Origin of the sequence: Bacillus tianshenii, from assembly GCA_020524525.2 — a bacterium.
In the GTDB taxonomy this organism is placed as follows: Bacteria; Bacillota; Bacilli; order Bacillales; family Bacillaceae_N; genus Bacillus_AV.
On sequence record CP129018.1, the window covers coordinates 1,551,822 to 1,572,177 of the forward strand.

The following is a 20,356-nucleotide window of genomic DNA, read 5'->3' on the forward strand; positions in this document are numbered from 1 at the left end:
TTACAAAAGTTTAAATGAGAATAGAAGGAATATTGAAAACTAAATGAATTTTTGTATAAAAACTGCATAAAATAAAATAGATTAAAAATAAATTTACAATCATGTAACATTTGTAACATTTCTTAACTAAAGGTTTACAAAATCTGTTTTAGGGTATAGATTAGATATAAGCTAACACGAATTAACTCTTAAATCATAAGATAAAGAATAGTAATATTGAGTTTTTTAACGTTAAGGGGGGATGATCATGACTGTTCAAGAATTTATGACAAAGGATGATTATACAATCATTCAATTTGCCTTTGAATTGCTAAAAGATGTACAAAATCAAGTCCAACTTAAACATATGTTTTACAAAAACCAAGTGGTTCGTTACATTGATAAACAAATCCAATTATTTATGAATAGCTTGGCTATTAAGCCAGCCTTAAAGGTCGTTTATATTCGACAAATCCATAGTCTGATTGATCATCGCATCAGCAATCTCTTTCAACGAGAAAACCTTTTGCAAATTGTCTAATTCGATCAATCTCATACACATAAAACAACCGCTTAATTTTTAAGCGGTTGTTTCGGTTATTCATATATTTTGCCAGGGTTCAAAATATTATTAGGATCAAACATTCTTTTTAACTCGGTCATCACCGAATATGCTGTGCCATGCTCTTCTTGTTGGTATTGACGCTTCCCAATGCCAACACCATGCTCTCCTGTACATGTGCCTCCACATTTCAGTGCCTCATTTACAAGCTTTTGATTATAAGCTTTTGCTTTCGCATACTCTTCTTCATTCTGAAAGTCAACCATCATTAAGGTGTGAAAGTTTCCGTCCCCTACATGCCCAAATACGCCCCCGACGATTCCTGTTTCATCAAGAGCTTCTCTCGCATAAGTCACTGCTTCACTTAGTGAACTGAGCGGGACACATACATCAGTAGACATAAACTTTTTCTTAGGATATGAATGAATATAGGCATAAGACATTAAATGGCGAACTTCCCATAGCTCAGCAACCTTTTTTGAATTGGTTTCAAAAAAGATTTCCTTACAGTTGAATTCCACTGCAATCTCTTTCATAAAAGAAATATCTTGCTTCACGCCTGGTTCGTTGCCATGAAATTCTAACATTAGCATTGGGTATTCAGGATAACTGGTTCCATTATATTGATTAACTTGTCTCACTGTTTCGGCATCAACAAACTCACAGCGAGCAATCGGAATGCCTGCTGATAGAAAGCTATTAGCAGCATTTATCGCATCCTCCACTCCTTCAAATGACGCTCGGGCTGAAGCGATATATTCAGGGATGCCGTAGACTTGAATTGTCAACTCTGTAAAGCACCCTAAAGTACCTTCCGAACCTACAAACAATCCGTTTAATGCTAAGCCAGATGATGACTTTCTTGCCATACCACCTGTTTGGATAATCCGCCCATCTGCAAGAACGACTTCTAAATTTCTTACATTATCACGCATAATACCGTATTTAACAGATGTCGTTCCACTTGCATTTGTAGCAGCCATACCACCTAATGTTGCATCTGCTCCTGGGTCAACTGGAAAGAATAAGCCATATTTTTTAAGTTTTTTGTTTAATTGTTTTCTTGTTACACCTGGCTGGACTTTAACAAGAAAGTCTTCAGGATACACTTCGATAATGTCATTCATCAATGAAAAATCGAGTGAGATCCCTCTTTTTACAGGAATAATATGACCTTCAAGGCTTGATCCCGCCCCAAAGGGTGTAACTGGGATTCCTTTTGCATTCGCATAGACGAGTATTTTTCGAACTTCTTCCTTTGTCTTAACAAAAGCAACAATTTCAGGCAGGACCCCTTCATGCCCAGACTCATCTTTTCCATGCTGTTCGAGGATTGTTTCATTATCTGTAACACGCTCTTCGCCAATGACGGCAGCAATTGCTTCATATGTAGTCAAGCTCTTTCCCCCTTTAACGTACTGTTCGAATGATGAGATTATACCAACTTTCTGAGTATTCGGAAAGGATAAGTTATCTGAAATAGTCGAAACTTTAAGCTGAACTTCCTATTAACAAAATATAGCTCGAAGCAAATGCTTCGAGCTATGAAACGCCTTTCTTCTTAAACACAAAAAATTTCATGAAAAAGAAACTTGCTGTTGAAGAAAGGAACATCGCTAATCCTTTTGAAATATTACGTGCTACAAAAGGTCGTAGAGATGTGAGTTCTAATAATTGAACGACACTAATAAAAACGATATTACTAATAAGTAATGCGACAAGTGCTTGAATGACAAATGCTACTTTCTCTCTCTTCGTGTAAGCAGCATGATGCTTAAATGTCAGCTTTGAATTCCAAAAATAGCTATTTAAAATTGCAAGCGTGTAGCTAATTGTATTGTAGGTGACAAGTAAAGCACGCTCATCAGTTGGAAATAGCCATAATAATAAATTTAAGCTGCCGATGTCGACAAGCGCATTCAATATGCCAATAAAACCAAATTGCGCAAATTGAACGGCACCATGTGTTTGGCGTTTAAACCATTTCATAGTTTCACCTAAAAGTTTTCATTCACAAGTGCTGGCTGTGAAGCCAAAACCTCTTGATAGAATGAATATAATTGCCGGGAAGGCTTGTCCCAGCCAAAATCTTGACCTGTTTCGTAAGCATTTTTTGCAAGCTGCTGACGAAAGGACTCATCGTTTAAGCGAAGTAATGTTTTCGAAAAGCTCCCTGCTTCATCAGGGTTGTAAAGAAGACCGTCTTGTTCATGCTCAATTTGTTCCCGGGTTGGCCCGCTGTCAGCTGCAACAATCGGCAGCCCTGAAGCCATTGCCTCTAAGATGACTAAACCAAGCGTTTCTGTTGTAGATGGAAACACAAAAACATCGGCTGATGCATAAGCCTCGGCAAGCTCTTCACCGTGCATAAAACCAGTAAATACTGTATCTGTACCGGCAAAGTGTTTTTCAAGCTGCTCACGGTGCGGTCCATCTCCAACTATAGCAAGACAGAAGTTTTGTTTCTTTTCAATTACATGTTTGATTTTTTCAATTTCCTTTTCAGGTGCAAGTCTGCCCACATACAGAAGAAGCGTTTTATTAGGGTTTCCGCCTGTTAATCGGTTCCTCATGTCAGTCGTTTTTTTCTCAGGACCAAATCGTTCCACAGCAACACCACGTGTCCAGAGGTGCACATTTTTGAATCCTTTTCCATCCAATTCATCTTTTATCGTTTGAGATGTACATAAGTTCATATCTGCTCGGTTGTGCAACGTACGAAAAAACCACCATAACGCCGGTTTTACAAATGAAACACGATAATAATCAGCGTACTTCGGTACATTTGTGTGATAAGAAGCAACAAGTGGGTCTTTCCGTTTCCGTGCATAATAGATGCCTGAAACACCTAAAAATGCAGGATTCACAACATGCACAAGATCAGGTGAAAACTTATCCAAAGCATCCTTTACTTTTCGGCTCGGATATGCAAATTTTTTATTCTTATAGAGGAAGAAGGAGCGCGGCGGCACTCCTTCCACTCTTGCTCCCTCATATTCATAGACGCCCCCATCTGGCGCAATAATTAAAATTTCATGTCCTTCTTTTCGCAGCCACTTTATCGACTCACAAAGTCGTGTCACAATTCCGTCTGTTGAGGGCAGAAATGTTTCGGTGACAATTGCGATCTTCATATCATCTCTCCTGTTATTTCCAAGATACTTTCGGAAGGACGTTTTCTTTAATAACACGGTCTTTATGTTTTAATGCTTCGTCTAAAATTCCGCCGATTACTTCATCTGTTAACAGATTGGGTTCAAGCCCTAAGTCACGAAGCTTTGTGTTCACAGCATGAAAATAGTGATCTTCAAGCTCTACCCGTGGATTTTCGATATGGGCAACATTTGCTTCAAGACCCTTTTCTTTGGCCACTTTCTGTACTTTCTTCGCTAAATCCAATACAGAAAACTCTTCTGTAAATTGATTAAATACGCGGAATTCACCTTTATCAGCAGGATTTTCTGCTGCAATTTCAATACAACGTACCGTGTCTTTTATATTTAAGAAGCCACGTGTTTGGCCGCCTTTTCCGTATACAGTCATATCATGTCCAATTGCTGCTTGAATGATGAATCGATTTAATGCTGTACCGAAAACCCCATCATAATCAAGACGATTATTCAGCATCTCATCCATCATTGTTTCATCTGTGTGCAGTCCATATACAACACCTTGGTTCAAGTCTGTAGCACGGATTCCCCATGCTTTACATGTAAACATGATGTTGTGACTATCATGTACTTTGGAAAGGTGGTACATGGAGCCTGGCTGTTTCGGATAAGGAAGCGTATCTTTGCGGCCTTTATGTTCAATCTCTATGTATCCTTCTTCGATGTCGATATTCGGTGTACCGTATTCACCCATTGTTCCTAATTTAATAAGATGACAATCAGGTGCGATTTCTTTTATGCCGTATAAGACATTCAATGTCCCTACAACGTTATTCACTTGAGTAAAAACAGCATGCTCACGGTCGATCATTGAGTATGGTGCAGAACGCTGCTCAGCGAAGTGAACAAATGCATCAGGTTGTTCTTGACGAAGAACTTCTCGGAGAAAATCATAATGATTTAAATCGCCGATATAGGTTTTAATTGTTTTCCCTGTTAGTTCATTCCATTTTTGTGTACGTTCCTCGAGTGTTGCAATAGGTGTTAAAGAATTTGAACGTAATTCGTCGTCCCATTTACGTCGGATAATACTGTCAATGATTGCTACGTCATGTCCTTGATTGGATAGATAAAGTGCGGTCGGCCATCCACAGAAGCCGTCTCCGCCGGCAACGATAATCTTCATTTTCTCTCCTCCTATATAACTGCTTTTTTCACTCACACAGCATTAATTGTAACATGAAACATTCGTTTATCGAGGTGCTTTTTTAAAAACAAGATAATACCAGCCTCCCTCACGAATAATTGGACAGATCTTCTCTACTTTTAATCCATTATTCTGTGCAAATTCTTCAAGTGTCTTCAAGCTTGGCAAAGGATACAGATTATCATATGCTGTAAAGAAGCTATTAAATGCATTCGAAAATTTTTTTCCGTGCTTTGATTGATAGATTGGCGTGATCATAAAAATTCGCCCATTTGAAGTGAGCCAGCCTTCTAAACGTGAAAAAAAAGCTTCTCTTTCTGTTGGTTCAATATAATGCAACACATTATTCGCTAAGACTAAGTCAATCTTGTCAGTTGGTGTGAACGTCTGCAAATCTGCACACATAAACTTGATCTTCATCTCGTCATGTGTTCGAGCTCGAGCCGTTTCAATTACTTCTTCATTCAAGTCAACTCCTAGCATTGCCAGCTCAGGAAAAGCTACAGCCAAACGCTGTAAATACCCTCCCGTTCCACATCCGACATCAAGTACAGATGATAGGTTATGTTCTTTAACAAGTTTCTTCAATTTAAAAAAGACAAACTGTTCTAGTAATGCTGATGTTTCTGCTACCGTTGCACCATGCTTTTCATGATCAAAGGTAGCGCGGCTTCTATTTTTCATATATTCGGGATATTCTAGCAGGGTTGGAATGTGAAGCTCCATCATTTCTTTCAATAAAACTCCGACTGTTTTCGGATTATCTTGGCGCAATGTTTTCACTTTATGACTTGATGTCTTATACTTATTGTTACCTTTTTCTTTTAAATGCTTTAATGAAACCCCTACCTCAGCCCACCTTCTCAGTAAATCGCGTTGTATGCCATGACTGTGTGCCACTTCTTCGATCGTCGCGCCTTTCTTAAACGCAGCAAATAGATCAAGCTCATAACCTACATAAGCATGCCACGAATATAGAAAAGGACTGTTCTTTTTCATCCAATTACGGGCTTTGGATACTCTGATCAGCTCTTTAATCATCAAGTTCATCTCCTTCTAGTTTGAGCCATGGGTAATCGTCATCAGTTGAAAAGATATATGGTCGTTCGCTTACTTCTAATTCCCGGGCTGGCAGTAAACCTACTTGGATGAAGCGGTCATGAAGATGGTTTGGCCATAAGCCAAGCCCTGATATATTTAACATTTGTTTTAAATGAAGCTTCTTATCTTCTTCTGTTTTCTTAATACCTCGCAGGCGGACTCTTTGAAAAACACGAGATGGGAAGGAATACATAAGCGCAGATTGATGGCTAAGCTTACTTACATATTCAGCTCGAGGCTTACGGACATCTTCAAACCACTGTAAATAATGCTCATCTAGCTTGTTATTTTCATACATCCAGCAGAAAAGCTCCCCAAGCACATCAGCATCTTGGATCGCAAGGTTCATACCTTCACCTGCCATTGGATGGACTGTGTGAGCAGCATCTCCAATTAATACACAATTTCTTCTTACATAACGGTCAACATGGTAAGCAAATGGAATCATTCGCTGAATGTCCCGCCACTGTCTAATTTGCTGTACATAGCCATCTAATTCTGGCATAAGGTCAATGTATCGTTCATAAAACTCTTGCAGCATTTCTCTCTTATCTCGCCCTTTAAATTCTTGAGGTCTAATAAGGTAGACCGTACGCACCTCATTATTTTTAAGTGGAAACATGCCAAGAAACCGATCCTTTGTTGTAATCATTTCTCCTTCTTGCAAGTGCTCTGGACGAGGAAACGTAACAGTTAAAAAGTGATGGTTATATTTTGTATGGTGCATGGATACATTCATCGCATTTCGCATCGGTGATTGCCTTCCCTCTGCGCCAACATAGAAGCGGGCATCGATTTGCTGGACTTCATTTCCGATTCTCACTTTTGCCTTTGTTCCATCAAAACCTTGAAATCTGCCTGGACTGATATATTCAAATGTTTCATAGGTTTTTAGTTCATCAAAAATCATTTCTTTCAATCGTTCATGCGGAATCATAAGGGCATAGTTATAATTTGATGAAAGAATTTGATAGTTAAGTGATGATGTCCCAATTGTCCGCCAATGGCCCTCATGCTTTCGAAGCTCTTTCACGTTTACTTTGTAAAAAGACATCCCGTCTTCTTTAATTTGTTCAAGCAATCCAAGTAAATCAAAAATACTAAGACTTTTTGGTTGCAGAAGCTCTCCTTTGTACATCTTTGATGGTTTATCTTGTTGTTCAATGACAGTTACAGGAATATCACATTTTACAAGCTTTAAAGCAAGTGTCAGCCCAGCGATACCCCCACCTGAAATCAATACTTCTCTTTTCACCTTCATCACCTGCCTGTAACAAGGAGATTCCACAGAATAGTATAATTGAAACAAATGAATGTGCTCTAAAATAATTATGGTAAATGAAATTTTAACGAAATATATAAAAAAACCTTGGGCTCTGCCACAAGGTTTATAAATCTCGAATATGGTAAACTACGCCATTGTCACTAGCATTACTCATTAGCCATTTTAATGACTTTTCAGCTACCGCCTCTGGCTTTAATAGTTGATCGTTTTCCTTTAAACTACGAAAGTTCTCCACATCCTTAAAATCATCCTTATTTGTAGCGCGGATTTGTGACTGCATATTTGTATCAACCACACCGGGTGCAATAGCAATAATCTTTGTCGGATTCTCCTTTTCTCGTTCTTCTAATGCTGCAGATTCTGTAAAACGGTCCAGCGCTGCTTTTGTAGCACTATACACACTCCATCCATATACGCTTCGGTTTGCGGCACCTGAAGAAATGTTTAAAATGTATTTTTTCCCTTTGAATTCTTCTGTATGCTGCAAAAATTCACTTGTCAACGCCATTGGGGCTACTGTATTCACTTGAAAGCTTCTTTCAATTTCTGCGCTGTTGCATCGTTCAATCGGCTTCATCGGTTCCACAATTCCAGCATTATTAATTAACGTTATCGTATCTGCTTTCTCTAATGGGATTCTTCCAAACAACGAATTCATAAAAGCTGATAGACCTGAAATGTCGGATAAGTCATAGGAAAGCTGTTCAAGTATTCCGTTGCCTTGCGTATGTATCGTAGCCAGCTTTTCACTTTTAGAACGAGCAATGGCATATACGATGTTACCTTCTTTAAGTACTGTTTTCACAAATGCTTCTCCAAGACCTTTCGAACTGCCAGTAATGAGATAAATGTTCATCGTTTGCCTCCTACATGTTTCTCTTCAAATAATTGACACTGCTTCCCTGAAGCATGAAAAACGTAATCTGACGGCATTTGTTTCGTCTTAAACCCATATGCCTTGCAAGCTCTCGGAAATTGAGGATTCCATGTGGTTTGAAAATATTTGCATTTAAAGCAATTAATACGCTTGTTTTGATGATTAGTTCGTTTCATAACCTTATTTTACCGACTTCTTGCAATTTACTCAAATCATTGAATAAGAAAAAGCCCCCAAAGTGGGAGGCCTCTGAATATATGTTAAAGCCGCCGCAGTTGAATGACACTTCGCTTTCCGCACTTGCACAGGATGTGCTGGCGTCTGCGTTGCCACAGGACGTGGCGACTTTAGCAGAGGTTCCTTGTTCCTTATAGACCTCCTCGGGCACGCCTGTGGGGTCTCACTTAGTCACGGTTCCCGCAGGAGTCTACGTGTCATTCAACTGCTGGTATTGTTCTTTTTCTAATATGTTATAAATAATCCATTCATCACCTATATGAGGATGATTAAATCACTCTTATTTCATTTGTCCGATAAAGTTACCGAAGTCATACAGGTGTGATAGGCGATTAACCAATTATAGTCAGTAAACTTAATTGCATTTACAGACCTCTATTAAACCGTAGTTTTACCACTAATCGTTATTCTTCTTTGTTCGGTTTATTGTTTTTTGTTTCTTTGTTTGGTTTTTTTCCTGAAAATTGATTGCCAAAATCCGTGTTCGTTTTTTGAGGTCGGTTTGGTTTATTCGTCATATTATTACCCCCTTCATATTTACAGTTAGTTTATACAACATTTAATGAAATAAACCGCCATCAATGGACGGTTCATTCTCACACTTGAAATTTATGAATTTGTACATTTAACTGTTCACTCGAACGGTTTAGGTTCTCTGCTGAATCAACAATTGAATACAAGGCTTTCACTTGCTCATCAGCTGAGGCACTTACCTCTTCACATGATGCTGCTGTTTGCTGCAGCATTGCGGATATACTTTGAATAGCAGCGACAACTTCATTTTTATTCAAATTAATTTGGCCCATCTCAGATGAGATATGCTCGGTTGCATGAATCATTTTATGAATCATTTCTGCAATTCCTTTAAAGCCTTTTTCCGTTTCATGAACAACTTTTAATTGTTCAGAAGAGATCGCTTTCGTATGCTCCATTTCTGAAACAGCAAGATTCGCTTCTTCTTGTATGCCTGTAATGATATCTCGGACTGAATCAGTGGCCATTGCAGATTGTTCAGCTAGTTTGCGCACTTCCTCAGCAACAACTGCAAATCCTTTACCGTGTTCCCCAGCACGAGCCGCTTCAATTGAAGCATTCAATGCCAGCAAATTTGTTTGGGCAGAAATATCATTAATGGAGTTGATCACTTGACCAATCTCTTTAATCTTATCAGCCAGATGATGAATAACCTTTTCAACATTTGCCGTTACTTCGTCTGACTCATTCGATTTATCACGCAGTACATCCATTTGCCTAATACCTTCGTTTGTAATTCCCTCAGCGTTGTGTGAAAGCTTGTCCATTTCTGTTGTAAAATTATTCACATTCTCAATTTGTTCAGACAATTTCATCATAAGCTGATTGGTACTTTCAACATCTGCACTTGCTTCCTGTGTGCCATCTGCGATCTCGGCAACTGCTTTCGTTACTTCACTTGCAGATGTACTGGATTGTTCCGTAACTGTGCTAAAGCTTTCTGCAGAGGTACGCACTTGGTCGACTGACTGCTCAACTGTCATAATCAAGCTTCTCATCTGCTTGACCATTTCATTGAAATGCATTGTTAATTTCCCTATTTCATCTCGAGAATTCACATCAGCATGTGCAGTTAAATCCCCATTAGCGACACGGTTTACTTGCTCTTTCAAATGTACAAGTGGCTTAACTAAATATTTCGCAGCAAAATAAACAATAAAACAAGCAACAATAACCGAAATTGCTGAGATAATGAAAATTGTAAATTGAGCATTATTAGCTGTTTGATTTAAAACTTTCTTCGCAAAAACAGTTCCAACAATCCAATTCGTATGCTCAACTTGATCATAGACGAGAATGCGTTCTTCTCCATCCACTGTATATTCAGTACTTCCTTCTTTTGTATTAGATGCGTAAATCTCCTTAATAAATGAATAATCCGTTAAATTTTCTCCTACCTTATCTGGATGTATAAGTGCTGTACCTTCTTGGTCTAAAAGAATTGAATAACCATCGTAGCCTGTTTGCGAGTTATTAATAATGTTCGCCACGTTATCCAAATTCAAATCTAACCCAATCACACCAATAACCTTTCCATTTTCAATAATCGCTTTTGATCCTGTAATTGTTATTTCATTTGTCGCATCATCAATATAAGGCTTTGTCCAAATAACTTCACTCGGAGCACTTTTGGCTGATTGATACCACGGACGGGTAGTTGGATCGAAATCAGCGGAGAGTTGTTCCGAAATATCCGGCTCGAGCATAATCGTTTTGGCAGGTGTACCGATATAAATTAAATTTACGTTTTGATTTACCTCAATATAATTCTTCAAGCTATTTCTCATCATTGTATTTGTCATATTTGATTGTTCTGAAACGTTTGCGATATACTGCTTAACCGTTTCATCTGTTTCATAACGTAGCAGTGCTGTCGAATATTTCTCCAAGTACAAATCGATTGTCTTTCCCATATTACGAATATTTCCTTCAGCTTGCCGCAAAGCATCAGAGCCAATTTCTTTTTTTAGCTGGGTAGATGTGATTACTGAAACAGCAGTTAACGTAACAAAAATAAGTGCTGCGAACATAATGATTAATTTTGTATGTAAATGCTTCATTCGAAAGTATTAGCCCCTTTCCTCCTAAGTTTTAAACAAGTTAAGGTATTTTTTTAACTTTTTGTTACTTGATGAAAATGATGTAAAAATTATATCACAATAAACAACATAGCCATGTTATAAAAATTTTCAGAATTGTTTTCTTTAAATTGGGAATAAAATTTTGTCGCTTCTTGCGCTTTCCCGAGAAATAATTTCCTACTATGATTTATGGAATACATGCCAAACTAAAGATTAGGAGGGATAGATAATGGATAAAAAAGAACAACAATCTGTGCAACCTGAAATCCAGCATCCAACGATTCGCGAAATTGACCATCAAACACCACATCCTACTGTTGCAGACTCCACCTCACAAGAAACGAAACGTAGCAGCTTCTACCCAACCGCCTAGGTTCTTGCGATAAAAAAATGCTTGGTGTTTTTCACCAGGCATTTTTATTTGCTAGCCTTTTCGTATGCTTTGCTTAAATAATTGATGTGTCGTAATAGCCGCTCCTGCTGCGATAATTCCATTCGAAATTCCATTTACATCAAAACCAAGACGAAGTCCACTTGCAGCAACCCCACAGCCAAGTAGAATCCAAATAATCATCCAGTCTTTCACAAATGGTGTCATTTTTAACGCATAACCGATAATCATAAGCGCTGGTACGACAATCACAAGCTGCGGATGAATGGTTATTTCCTGAAACATCTGCTCTAGCATCCCTTTTTCACCTCCCTCTACGATAACTTATGTCAGAATTTGACGAATGGTAACGGTATTTATGCTTGTCGAACTGTTTATTTCGTAAATAAACACGAAATGGATGATTTTCCATCCTACAGTTGTTAGAATAGATGTAAGCGTTTTTATATTGAATATTCTAAAAACATAAGGGGGAGTCACATTTGCGTTGGGAACCAACTACTGAAGCAATGGAGCAAACACGTTTAGCTCAATGGATGAAAAAATTAGGTTATGACAATTATGAAGCCTTTCTTGAGTATTCAACTCGCGATACCGAACATTTCTGGGAGCAGGCTGAAAAGGAATTAGCAATTGAATGGTTTCAGCCTTATACAAATGTCCTTAATACAGAAAATGGTGTTAAGTGGCCAAAATGGTATGAAAATGGGCAATTAAACGCAGCACATGAATGTGTAGAAAAATGGGCTCAAAAAGAAGAAATGAAAGATGAAACGGCAATTATTTGGGAAAGCGATGATGGAGAAAAACGTATCTTCACGTTTACAGAGCTTAATGAAGCTGTAGCAAGAACAGCCAATGGCTTTAAGCAACATGGGTTAAAAAAGGGTGATGTGGCCACTATCTATATGCCGATGATTCCTGAAACCGTTATCTCAATGTTAGCTATTGCAAAGATCGGTGCCATCTCTGCCCCTGCATTTTCAGGCTATGGAGCTGATGCGCTGTCTGTTAGAATGAATGCTGCTGAAGCAACATTTTTAATTACTGCTGACGGCTTTAAACGTCGCGGAAAAACAGTCCACATGAAAGAAGAAGCTGATAAAGCTGCTGAAGTAACGGCTTCCTTAAAGCATATGGTCGTCGTCCGTCGTTTAGGTTCAGATATTCCATGGACAGATGAACGAGATATTGATTATAGTAAGCTTGCTAATGCAGAGCCTCTTCAACATACAGAAGCAATGAAATCAGATGACCCAGTGATGCTTATCTATACGTCTGGGACAACTGGCAAACCAAAAGGTGCAGTACATACACATGCAGGCTTTCCGATAAAATCAGCCTTTGATGCAGGGATTGCGATGGACGTGAAGCAAAAGGATTGTCTGTTCTGGTATACAGACATGGGCTGGATGATGGGACCTTTCTTAATGTTTGGAGGACTTGTCAATGGCGCTTCCATTCTTTTATTTGAAGGGACACCAGATTATCCTAACCCTGACCGTATATGGAAAATCGTTGAGGACCATCGTGTTACCCACCTTGGAATCTCGCCAACCCTTATTCGTTCCTTGATGCATTTGGGTGAAGAATGGATTGAACCGTATAGCTTAGAAAACTTACGTGTAATCGGCTCAACAGGAGAGCCTTGGAATGTGGAGCCATGGGAATGGTTATTTGATGTTGTCGGGAAGCAGCGTATTCCAATTTTCAACTACTCTGGCGGAACAGAAATTTCCGGCGGAATACTTGGCAACGTACTTCTTCGTCCGATTGAGCCGATCAGCTTTAATTCTCCGATTCCCGGCATGGCAGCTGATGTGTTCAACGACCAAGGTGAATCGGTATCAAACAGTGTTGGTGAATTGGTAATAACAAAACCATGGGTCGGGATGACAAATGGATTTTGGAAAGAACCAGAGCGCTATGAGAAAGCATATTGGGACCGTTGGGAAGATACATGGGTTCATGGAGATTGGGTTATTAAAGACGACCGCGGATTTTGGACAATCACAGGACGTTCTGACGATATTCTAAATGTAGCTGGAAAACGTCTTGGTCCAGCAGAAATGGAAACAGTTCTCGTTGACCATGAAGAAGTTGTAGAGGCAGGTACGATCGGTGTTCCCGATGATATTAAAGGGGAAAGTGCTGTATGTTTTGTTGTCCTGCGCAAATCAGCACAACCAAGTGATCAGCTTGCAGCAGAATTAATTACACTTGTAGGAGACCGTATGGGAAAAGCATTGAAGCCAAAAGCCATTCACTTTGTATCGGATTTACCGAAAACACGCAATGCAAAAGTAATGCGCAGAATCATGAAAGCTGCTTTCCTAGGAAAAGATACTGGTGACTTATCAGCGCTTGTAAACCCTGAAGTACTTGAAGAAATTCGTTCATTATCACCAACAACTGAAAAAGCATAAGCATGCGATGCAAACAAAACGGCGTTCTAATAGAACGCCGTTTTAATTATGCATAATCTCTACCTTTACCAGAATCACTAATTGCAATTAACTCTTTCGGATAGGGTTGAAAGAAGCTTTGCTGCATTAAATAATCATCATCAAAACGAATAATCCAAGACTTCAATACACCTGTTAAACTGCTTAAAGGAAGCTTCTTATTTCGATACTGTTCTAACATTTCAAGAAAATATGCCTTCTCTTCAATCCTTAAGCTCTTTGAGAAGTACCCCATAATATGCTCGCAAACATTAATATTTGATGTATATCGAGCCGCTCGCTTGAATAATTGATACAAACCTTCTTCATACGCCTTGGCGACTTCTTCAATTTGAAACTGCTTATGATTGGCTGTAATTCTCCCAAGCTCTTTCAGTTTCGTTTGGTTATATGCCATAAATAAATATTTATGTTTTGAATGAAAGGCAATGATCTTTTGGATAGTCGGTGCTTCTTTAATCTCTCGAAACTCAGCCAACGTAAACAATTTAATAAAGAAATGCTCCCGTATTGTAAAATTCCGCAAACGACCTTCTTCTTCAATTGCTTTTTCCGGGAAATAATTAGCAACTCGTCTAGCAAAGTGTCCGCTCGTTTTCCCATCCTTCATTGAACCTTTTTTTGTACTTTTATAAAGGGGAACATCCCTTACACCACAGCTCGGTGAACGACTTTTTAAAATAAACCCATCTATTTCTCCAAGATTTGAAAGGAAATTTCGAGAAAAACGTTCCATCCTTTCTGTTAAATCAATTTCATTTGATGGCTGCATTAAGCGCGGTTCTTCATTTCCACTTACAAGGCGAATTGTTTCCCGCGGGACCCCGAGCCCTATTTCCACTTCAGGACATACAGGAATAAATTCTACAAACGGCTCTAAGCTTTTTACCGTTTGGTCTGTTATAAGATCTCCACTGTAGCGGCATGCCTCAAATTCAAGACATTTACTGACCACCACACGTGGCTTTGAAAACTTATTCATCAGTTGAAACCTCCACAAGGCCAATTTACTGATAGTTTACCACTATTAAACATTTTTTAAAAAGATGTATGTTCCATATACCGCCACAACTTAACAACAGAGATGAAAATATGACTTTTTTACTCCTTAAAAAGTACTTTAGACTATAATTTTTGTCATTATGTGGTATAATATGAAGAGATGAGGGGGTAATTTGTATGAAGAACTTTGTACCGTTCCTTTTCGAAAAAATAGAAAAATGGTTTGATGAAAACAATATGAAAGTTATCTTTTTTCTTGGAGTTCTAACAATGTTACGTATGACGTTTGGATAAAATGCAGGAGGCCCTAACGCCTCTTGCATTATTTTTTTATAATAAAAATACCTCTCTGCTTCCAGAGAGGCATTTTGCTCTATTCAAGAACTTTTACTTTTACTTGCTTTCTACCATATTGAAGCGCTTCTTCTCTACTTGGGATAAAGACATCTATTTTGTTTCCTTGAATCGCTGAACCAATATCTCCAGCGACAGCAGTTCCATAGCCTTCAACCCATACCTTGGAACCTAAAGGAATAACGTCTGGATCAACTGCAACTACTTTTTTGTCAGGATTTTCTTTCAAGTTGATTCCCGTACGTGTAATGCCGCTGCATCCTTCACAATTTGCAGTATAAGCTGTACTTGTCATTGTATATTCTGCCTGCACTTTACTATCAGCGGCATCTAATGTTTGTGGAATAAAGATATTGACTGAGCGCTCATCACTATTCCACTGCACTTGCGCCCCAAATGTTTCGCTTACAAAGCGAAGTGGTACAAATACGCGTCCATTTTTAATTTTCGGATTATGCTTAATTTCAAATGGCTTGTCATTAATGAAGGCATCATTTACATCCACAAATAATTTTAGTTTCTTTCCATTTTCTTTAGCGAGTACATATCTTTCCTCACTATCCCAATGAACATCAGCATCCAATGTTTCAAACATATCACGAAGAGGTATGTATGTTACATCATTTGATATGTATGGCTGTGGTTGAATATTAACCGGATCACCGCCTACTTTCACGCTTACATCATTGCTTGCCTCTGCCGATTGCCCCATCACAGGTGAGAACGCAAGCATTAACCCTAATGCTGCTGATAAACGACGTTTCATCGTTCATCCTCCTTTCAAATTGAAAATTGCTATCTATTCGTATTCTTTTTTTCGCACATTTCAATTTTTCGTTTTGAACAACTGCATTTAGGGTATAATAAAAAACTCCGCAATAAAATGCGGAGTTTTACTCAAATATTTTCTTAAATTCTCCATATCCTTCTTTATCCAATTCTTCAACCGGGATAAACCTCAACGCTGCTGAATTGATACAATAACGGAGTCCTGCCGGGGCTGGTCCGTCTGGAAACACATGACCTAAATGAGAGTCTGCTGTTTTACTGCGTACTTCTGTGCGGCGCATTCCATGACTTAAGTCTAGTATTTCAGATACTTCTTTCTGCTCAATCGGTTTTGTAAAGCTCGGCCATCCACATCCAGCATCATATTGGTCCTTTGAAGAGAAAAGTGGTTTTCCTGACACGATATCAACATAGATGCCTTCTTGTTTGTTATTATAATATTCATTTTGAAATGGCGGTTCTGTACCGTTTTCTTGTGTCACTTTATATTGCATTTCCGTTAGCTTTTTTTTCAATTCTTCTTTCTTCATTTATGCATCTTCCCCCCATTTTGAATGAATGAAAGCTTCGCGTCCTGACCCTTTGCGGAAAGCTTTGTAATGAGCTGGATTTTTCTTATAGTAATTTTGATGATAGTCCTCTGCCGGATAGAATGTCTTTGCTGGTAGGATTTCCGTTACAACCGGGTCTTTAAACTTCCCACTCTGCGCAAGCTCTTGCTTTGACTTTTCAGCAAGCTGTTTTTGCTTCTCGTTATGATAGAAAATCGCTGTTTTATACGATTCACCTCTGTCTCCAAACTGTCCACCAGCGTCGGTCGGATCAATTTGCTGCCAGAAAACTTGAAGCAGTTTCTTATACGGAAAAACAGCAGGGTTGAAAGTAATTTCCACTGCCTCATAATGGCCTGTTGTATGTGTACACACTTGTTTATATGTTGGATTTTCAACATGTCCTCCTGTATAGCCTGACACGACTTCTTCAATCCCGTCATACTGATCGAACGGCTTGACCATACACCAGAAACAGCCCCCCGCAAATGTTGCCTTTTCAAATTGATTTTGTTCCCCAGTCATCTTCAGAACACACCTTTCCAGGAAAGAATATTTTGCTATTTTGTTTGCACGTATTATATCACGTATGCTTTTCAATTGGCTAAAATTATGCAATAACCTCTCTATCTCCCAAGTATTATTTCACTTCAATTCTTTATCGAAAGAAAGCTAAAATGTGTTAAACTATTCTTTATACATACTTACTTAATTTATTGTAAAGGGGTCGAAACAAATGAAAGCTATTTTCTTTGATTTAGATGATACGCTATTGTGGGATGCAAAAAGTGTAAAAACTGCTTTCGAAAAAACATGTAAAGTTGCGCAAGAAAAAAGCAATGTTGATGCTGAAAAGCTTGAAGAGGCTGTTCGGGAAGCAGCACGAGAGTTATATGCTTCTTATGAAACTTATGACTTTACTCAAATGATTGGGATTAATCCATTTGAGGGTTTATGGGGTAACTTCTTAGATGAAGATGAATACTTTAAGAAGTTAAGTGCCATTGTGCCTATCTATCGAAAAGATGCATGGACAAACGGGCTGAATAAGCTTGGAATTAATGACCCATCTCTTGGTGAGGAATTGGCCGAGACATTTCCAAAAATGCGACGTGAAAGCCCCTTTGTATATAAAGAAACGTTTGAAGTGCTTGATCAATTAAAAGGTAAAATACAGCTTCTCTTACTTACAAACGGTTCACCCGATTTGCAAAATGAAAAATTAAAAATCACGCCTGAAATTCCGCCTTATTTTGATCACATTATTATTTCTGGAGCATTTGGGCGCGGCAAACCTGACCCATCTATTTTCAAGCATGCACTTGAGCGCTTTAACATTGAACCAGAGGAAGCATTGATGGTTGGTGATAATTTAAATACAGATATTAAAGGTGCCAACGCTGCAGGCATTCCATCCGTATGGGTGAACCGTCATCATAAAACAAATGATACAGATGTAAAACCAAATTATGAGATTACAAGCTTACATGAATTATTACAGCTTGTATCACTCTAAGCAAACAACCCTGTTCCTTAAGGAACAGGGTTTATTTATGTTTCACATAAGCGAATGATTTGACATAGATATATAGAAAATAGCGAAATTAGGAGATTTACCATGCCTTTTTACGTAAATATTCACCAATTTAAAGTGAATAGTATGAGCAGCAATGCATCCATTAATATCGGGCCTGTTAACCACAATAGTCATTCTGCCCATACGAAATGGCTTGGTTCTAATATGTCTGCAGGTGACCACGCGCCTGTAGACGGGTTTATTATTAATCAATATGTGGATCCAGACACAGCAGACCAAAGCAGCATCGGAAATACAGAAAACCCGTATACAAACCAAGGATAAGGAGGTCCTCTCTATGCCATTTGGAATCAACATCCTTAATTTTAAAGTAAACGGCGTCACTCAAAATGCGAATGTTGATATCGGTCCAACCGTACAAAACTCACATACATCGAATTTAAAATCAAACGGCGCCTGCTTTACACAAGGCGATTTTTCATTTGCAAATTCAGTTATGTATAACGGCTTTATCGACCCTGATATTAGTGATCAAGACCAAATCGCAAACCCGTCTGCACCTGTAGCGGGCCAATTTTAATTCAATAACGCGAGATTACGCTGAACCACGTACAGTCGGTTCAGCGTTTTTGATAGCCTTGGACAAAATAAATAAGCTCTTCAAGCTCCTCTGTCGAAATCTCTCTGTTAAGTTTTCCTTCAAATGCTTTTATCATTTTTCTGCGGTCACCTTGATGTTCTTCACAAAGCTCAGCAAACATTTGCAACCGATTCATTTCCAAGACGAATTCTTCTCTAGCCTGTGCCTTCCAATGTCCATATACAAACCATTTGGCATCATACTGCAAAAGTTTCTTTGCAATGCGACTAGCTTCACCAACCGTGTAGTGCCATTTTTCTGCATACATTTTTTGCGCCGTACAATCCGCGATAAACAAAACTTTTTCTTCTGGAATATAAACAACGGAATGATCCTCAGCGTGATCACCACCGATATGCTCAATTACACAATGGATGCCGCCAAGGTCGATATCAAGCTTTTTTTCGAACGTCAGCGTTGGGAGCTTAATCGTAATGTCCCGGTTATGACCGAATTCTTTTCTTATATGTTCTGCACAAATTTCAATTTCTTCCCCGCTTTTTACCCGCTTATCAATGGCTTCATCTGTCCATGCTAGCTCTTTCATCCATTCTAGCTTCTTTTTCGTCTTAACATGAGCAATCGAAATTGTGTTAAAAGCATTTAGCCCAAATACATGGTCCCAATGCCAATGCGTCAGCACAGTCCAACGAATTGGGGCAACCTTCTTTCTTTCCAGCTCCCGTAACAACATGTTCGCATGAGCTTCTGAATTACCAGCATCAATAATTAATGTTGCTCTCTTGCCAGAAACAGCACCTAAGATGGGGCGGTCTGTTTCATGGTCTGGTGGTAAATAGAAAATACGCTCTGTTAGCTGCTGTAAACCTTCTTTCATCATTTGTGTCCCTCCTTCCTCATTCTGATCTTTTTATTATACCAAACAAAAAACATTGAATCAGACTTAGGCTTTGAGCGTTTTTTTCGTAGAGGGAGGTCGACTATATTTATTGATAAACCAAATTAATAACGGAACAAGAATCATTGTCGGCAAAAACCATAGCCATACATTTGTTGAGTCAATCTGAAGCAGTCGCGGTCCACCGAACACAGTAAATGCAGTTATCGTAGAAATCGAACAGCTCATCATCCCTGTTATATGTTCAACGATCCATTGACGATGATTTTTTATTGGGCGAAGCCAATAAGCCAATTGACCTATTCCTAAGAAAATACCGATAAGTGGGAAATATTGAATAAGTGGATCTTTCTCTACCCATCCGAACAATATGGCTCCAAGTGCACTTAATAAAAGAAGCAAACGCAAATAATAAATCTCCGATATTCCAATGAACGTTTTGTTTCTTCTTAAAGCGAAGAACCCGAATACCGTAATAAGCAGTTGAAGAACTTAGCACGCTAATAAAAATCAAAAAAATTGAAAAGGATATTCGCTCTACTGAAGCGTCTCCATCCAAAAAAACTCGATGCAACGCCATGTAAAACGCCGAGATTGAAACAATTCCCATCGCCCAAACATATATCCAGCCTATACGGTTGTGCCATTTTCCACCTTTCTTTGTGACAAGCGGAAGCCAAAATAATAATAACGCCGAAAAGCCAGCAGCAATATGGAGGACCAAAAATAATTCAAACACATTCCCCACTCCTTTTGTTATTTGTTTCATTATATGATACCGACCGTCGGTTTGTA

General features: G+C 38.7%; 22 protein-coding genes and 1 pseudogene. 7 read left to right on the forward strand and 16 right to left on the reverse strand.

Annotated features, from left to right (window positions below; genetic code table 11):
- Positions 1-247 precede the first annotated feature (247 nt).
- Positions 248-520: a hypothetical protein gene (locus tag LC040_07830; GenBank protein ID WLR52792.1), complete on the forward strand. Its 273-nt coding sequence runs from the start codon at positions 248-250 to the stop codon at positions 518-520.
- A 56-nt stretch (positions 521-576) separates the two neighbouring features.
- Here the strand turns inward: LC040_07830 and LC040_07835 are convergent, their stop codons facing one another.
- The 8 genes from LC040_07835 to LC040_07870 all read right to left on the reverse strand — a co-directional run bounded on the left by LC040_07835 (position 577) and on the right by LC040_07870 (position 8,297).
- Positions 577-1,938: an FAD-linked oxidase C-terminal domain-containing protein gene (locus LC040_07835; protein WLR52793.1), complete on the reverse strand. Its 1,362-nt coding sequence runs from the start codon at positions 1,936-1,938 to the stop codon at positions 577-579.
- 145 nt (positions 1,939-2,083) lie between these two features.
- On the reverse strand, positions 2,084-2,530 hold the full coding sequence (locus LC040_07840; GenBank protein WLR52794.1) for a GtrA family protein: 447 nt from the start codon (positions 2,528-2,530) through the stop codon (positions 2,084-2,086).
- Positions 2,531-2,538: 8 nt separating this feature from the next.
- Positions 2,539-3,675, reverse strand: a complete 1,137-nt coding sequence (locus LC040_07845; protein ID WLR52795.1) for a glycosyltransferase family 1 protein — start codon at positions 3,673-3,675, stop codon at positions 2,539-2,541.
- A gap of 13 nt (positions 3,676-3,688) precedes the next feature.
- Complete coding sequence (locus tag LC040_07850; GenBank protein ID WLR52796.1) at positions 3,689-4,837, reverse strand: NAD-dependent epimerase/dehydratase family protein; 1,149 nt, start codon at positions 4,835-4,837, stop codon at positions 3,689-3,691.
- A 66-nt stretch (positions 4,838-4,903) separates the two neighbouring features.
- The gene (locus LC040_07855; GenBank protein ID WLR52797.1) at positions 4,904-5,899 is read right to left on the reverse strand and encodes a class I SAM-dependent methyltransferase; all 996 of its coding nucleotides are present in this window, start codon (positions 5,897-5,899) and stop codon (positions 4,904-4,906) included.
- The gene (locus tag LC040_07860) at positions 5,892-7,220 is read right to left on the reverse strand and encodes an NAD(P)/FAD-dependent oxidoreductase (GenBank protein ID WLR52798.1); all 1,329 of its coding nucleotides are present in this window, start codon (positions 7,218-7,220) and stop codon (positions 5,892-5,894) included. Before LC040_07860 ends, LC040_07855 begins: the two co-directional genes overlap by 8 nt.
- A 127-nt stretch (positions 7,221-7,347) precedes the next feature.
- The gene (locus tag LC040_07865; GenBank protein WLR52799.1) at positions 7,348-8,100 is read right to left on the reverse strand and encodes a (S)-benzoin forming benzil reductase; all 753 of its coding nucleotides are present in this window, start codon (positions 8,098-8,100) and stop codon (positions 7,348-7,350) included.
- Complete coding sequence (locus LC040_07870) at positions 8,097-8,297, reverse strand: uracil-DNA glycosylase (GenBank protein WLR52800.1); 201 nt, start codon at positions 8,295-8,297, stop codon at positions 8,097-8,099. Before LC040_07870 ends, LC040_07865 begins: the two co-directional genes overlap by 4 nt.
- Between LC040_07870 and LC040_07875 the strand changes: the two genes are divergently transcribed.
- The gene (locus LC040_07875) at positions 8,238-8,495 is read left to right on the forward strand and encodes a hypothetical protein (GenBank protein WLR53359.1); all 258 of its coding nucleotides are present in this window, start codon (positions 8,238-8,240) and stop codon (positions 8,493-8,495) included. The two genes, LC040_07870 and LC040_07875, sit on opposite strands and share 60 nt — an antisense overlap.
- Before the next feature lie 459 nt (positions 8,496-8,954).
- On the opposite strand, the gene LC040_07880 is transcribed toward LC040_07875, so the two are convergent.
- The gene (locus tag LC040_07880; protein ID WLR52801.1) at positions 8,955-10,952 is read right to left on the reverse strand and encodes a methyl-accepting chemotaxis protein; all 1,998 of its coding nucleotides are present in this window, start codon (positions 10,950-10,952) and stop codon (positions 8,955-8,957) included.
- 250 nt (positions 10,953-11,202) lie between these two features.
- Here LC040_07880 and LC040_07885 point away from each other — a divergent pair, with 250 nt between their 5' ends.
- Positions 11,203-11,346: a hypothetical protein gene (locus tag LC040_07885; GenBank protein WLR52802.1), complete on the forward strand. Its 144-nt coding sequence runs from the start codon at positions 11,203-11,205 to the stop codon at positions 11,344-11,346.
- A 51-nt stretch (positions 11,347-11,397) separates the two neighbouring features.
- On the opposite strand, the gene LC040_07890 is transcribed toward LC040_07885, so the two are convergent.
- A complete protein-coding gene (locus LC040_07890) occupies positions 11,398-11,661 on the reverse strand; it encodes a phage holin family protein (GenBank protein WLR52803.1) in 264 nt (87 codons plus the stop codon).
- 212 nt (positions 11,662-11,873) lie between these two features.
- Between LC040_07890 and LC040_07895 the strand changes: the two genes are divergently transcribed.
- On the forward strand, positions 11,874-13,790 hold the full coding sequence (locus LC040_07895; GenBank protein ID WLR53227.1) for an AMP-binding protein: 1,917 nt from the start codon (positions 11,874-11,876) through the stop codon (positions 13,788-13,790).
- A gap of 46 nt (positions 13,791-13,836) precedes the next feature.
- On the opposite strand, the gene LC040_07900 is transcribed toward LC040_07895, so the two are convergent.
- The 4 genes from LC040_07900 to msrA all read right to left on the reverse strand — a co-directional run bounded on the left by LC040_07900 (position 13,837) and on the right by msrA (position 17,050).
- Positions 13,837-14,811, reverse strand: coding sequence for a DUF523 and DUF1722 domain-containing protein (locus LC040_07900; protein ID WLR52804.1), 975 nt, complete (start codon positions 14,809-14,811; stop codon positions 13,837-13,839).
- A gap of 393 nt (positions 14,812-15,204) precedes the next feature.
- Positions 15,205-15,951, reverse strand: a complete 747-nt coding sequence (locus tag LC040_07905) for a stalk domain-containing protein (protein ID WLR52805.1) — start codon at positions 15,949-15,951, stop codon at positions 15,205-15,207.
- A gap of 127 nt (positions 15,952-16,078) precedes the next feature.
- Positions 16,079-16,504: a peptide-methionine (R)-S-oxide reductase MsrB gene (gene msrB / locus LC040_07910; protein WLR52806.1), complete on the reverse strand. Its 426-nt coding sequence runs from the start codon at positions 16,502-16,504 to the stop codon at positions 16,079-16,081.
- Positions 16,505-17,050 (reverse strand): peptide-methionine (S)-S-oxide reductase MsrA, encoded by a 546-nt coding sequence (gene msrA, locus LC040_07915; GenBank protein WLR52807.1) that lies wholly within the window; start codon positions 17,048-17,050, stop codon positions 16,505-16,507.
- A gap of 211 nt (positions 17,051-17,261) precedes the next feature.
- Between msrA and LC040_07920 the strand changes: the two genes are divergently transcribed.
- The 3 genes from LC040_07920 to LC040_07930 all read left to right on the forward strand — a co-directional run bounded on the left by LC040_07920 (position 17,262) and on the right by LC040_07930 (position 18,642).
- Positions 17,262-18,041: an HAD family hydrolase gene (locus LC040_07920; protein ID WLR52808.1), complete on the forward strand. Its 780-nt coding sequence runs from the start codon at positions 17,262-17,264 to the stop codon at positions 18,039-18,041.
- A 102-nt stretch (positions 18,042-18,143) separates the two neighbouring features.
- Positions 18,144-18,386: a spore germination protein gene (locus tag LC040_07925; protein ID WLR52809.1), complete on the forward strand. Its 243-nt coding sequence runs from the start codon at positions 18,144-18,146 to the stop codon at positions 18,384-18,386.
- Between the two features lie 13 nt (positions 18,387-18,399).
- Complete coding sequence (locus LC040_07930) at positions 18,400-18,642, forward strand: spore germination protein (protein ID WLR52810.1); 243 nt, start codon at positions 18,400-18,402, stop codon at positions 18,640-18,642.
- Between the two features lie 40 nt (positions 18,643-18,682).
- On the opposite strand, the gene LC040_07935 is transcribed toward LC040_07930, so the two are convergent.
- Positions 18,683-19,543, reverse strand: coding sequence for an MBL fold metallo-hydrolase (locus LC040_07935; protein WLR52811.1), 861 nt, complete (start codon positions 19,541-19,543; stop codon positions 18,683-18,685).
- A gap of 63 nt (positions 19,544-19,606) precedes the next feature.
- Positions 19,607-20,330 (reverse strand): annotated as a pseudogene (locus LC040_07940) (DUF2306 domain-containing protein).
- Between the last annotated feature and the right edge of the window lie 26 nt (positions 20,331-20,356).

Coding starts and splice junctions, on each gene's coding strand:
- msrA (WLR52807.1), bottom strand. CDS start 17,050: ATGACTGGGGAACAAAATCAATTTGAAAAGGCAACATTTGCGGGGGGC.
- LC040_07860 (WLR52798.1), bottom strand. CDS start 7,220: ATGAAGGTGAAAAGAGAAGTATTGATTTCAGGTGGGGGTATCGCTGGG.
- LC040_07830 (WLR52792.1), top strand. CDS start 248: ATGACTGTTCAAGAATTTATGACAAAGGATGATTATACAATCATTCAA.
- LC040_07900 (WLR52804.1), bottom strand. CDS start 14,811: ATGAATAAGTTTTCAAAGCCACGTGTGGTGGTCAGTAAATGTCTTGAA.
- LC040_07885 (WLR52802.1), top strand. CDS start 11,203: ATGGATAAAAAAGAACAACAATCTGTGCAACCTGAAATCCAGCATCCA.
- LC040_07890 (WLR52803.1), bottom strand. CDS start 11,661: ATGCTAGAGCAGATGTTTCAGGAAATAACCATTCATCCGCAGCTTGTG.
- LC040_07880 (WLR52801.1), bottom strand. CDS start 10,952: ATGAAGCATTTACATACAAAATTAATCATTATGTTCGCAGCACTTATT.
- msrB (WLR52806.1), bottom strand. CDS start 16,504: ATGAAGAAAGAAGAATTGAAAAAAAAGCTAACGGAAATGCAATATAAA.
- LC040_07905 (WLR52805.1), bottom strand. CDS start 15,951: ATGAAACGTCGTTTATCAGCAGCATTAGGGTTAATGCTTGCGTTCTCA.
- LC040_07925 (WLR52809.1), top strand. CDS start 18,144: ATGCCTTTTTACGTAAATATTCACCAATTTAAAGTGAATAGTATGAGC.
- LC040_07850 (WLR52796.1), bottom strand. CDS start 4,837: ATGAAGATTATCGTTGCCGGCGGAGACGGCTTCTGTGGATGGCCGACC.
- LC040_07920 (WLR52808.1), top strand. CDS start 17,262: ATGAAAGCTATTTTCTTTGATTTAGATGATACGCTATTGTGGGATGCA.
- LC040_07930 (WLR52810.1), top strand. CDS start 18,400: ATGCCATTTGGAATCAACATCCTTAATTTTAAAGTAAACGGCGTCACT.
- LC040_07840 (WLR52794.1), bottom strand. CDS start 2,530: ATGAAATGGTTTAAACGCCAAACACATGGTGCCGTTCAATTTGCGCAA.
- LC040_07895 (WLR53227.1), top strand. CDS start 11,874: ATGGAGCAAACACGTTTAGCTCAATGGATGAAAAAATTAGGTTATGAC.
- LC040_07870 (WLR52800.1), bottom strand. CDS start 8,297: ATGAAACGAACTAATCATCAAAACAAGCGTATTAATTGCTTTAAATGC.
- LC040_07845 (WLR52795.1), bottom strand. CDS start 3,675: ATGAAGATCGCAATTGTCACCGAAACATTTCTGCCCTCAACAGACGGA.
- LC040_07865 (WLR52799.1), bottom strand. CDS start 8,100: ATGAACATTTATCTCATTACTGGCAGTTCGAAAGGTCTTGGAGAAGCA.
- LC040_07855 (WLR52797.1), bottom strand. CDS start 5,899: ATGATTAAAGAGCTGATCAGAGTATCCAAAGCCCGTAATTGGATGAAA.
- LC040_07935 (WLR52811.1), bottom strand. CDS start 19,543: ATGATGAAAGAAGGTTTACAGCAGCTAACAGAGCGTATTTTCTATTTA.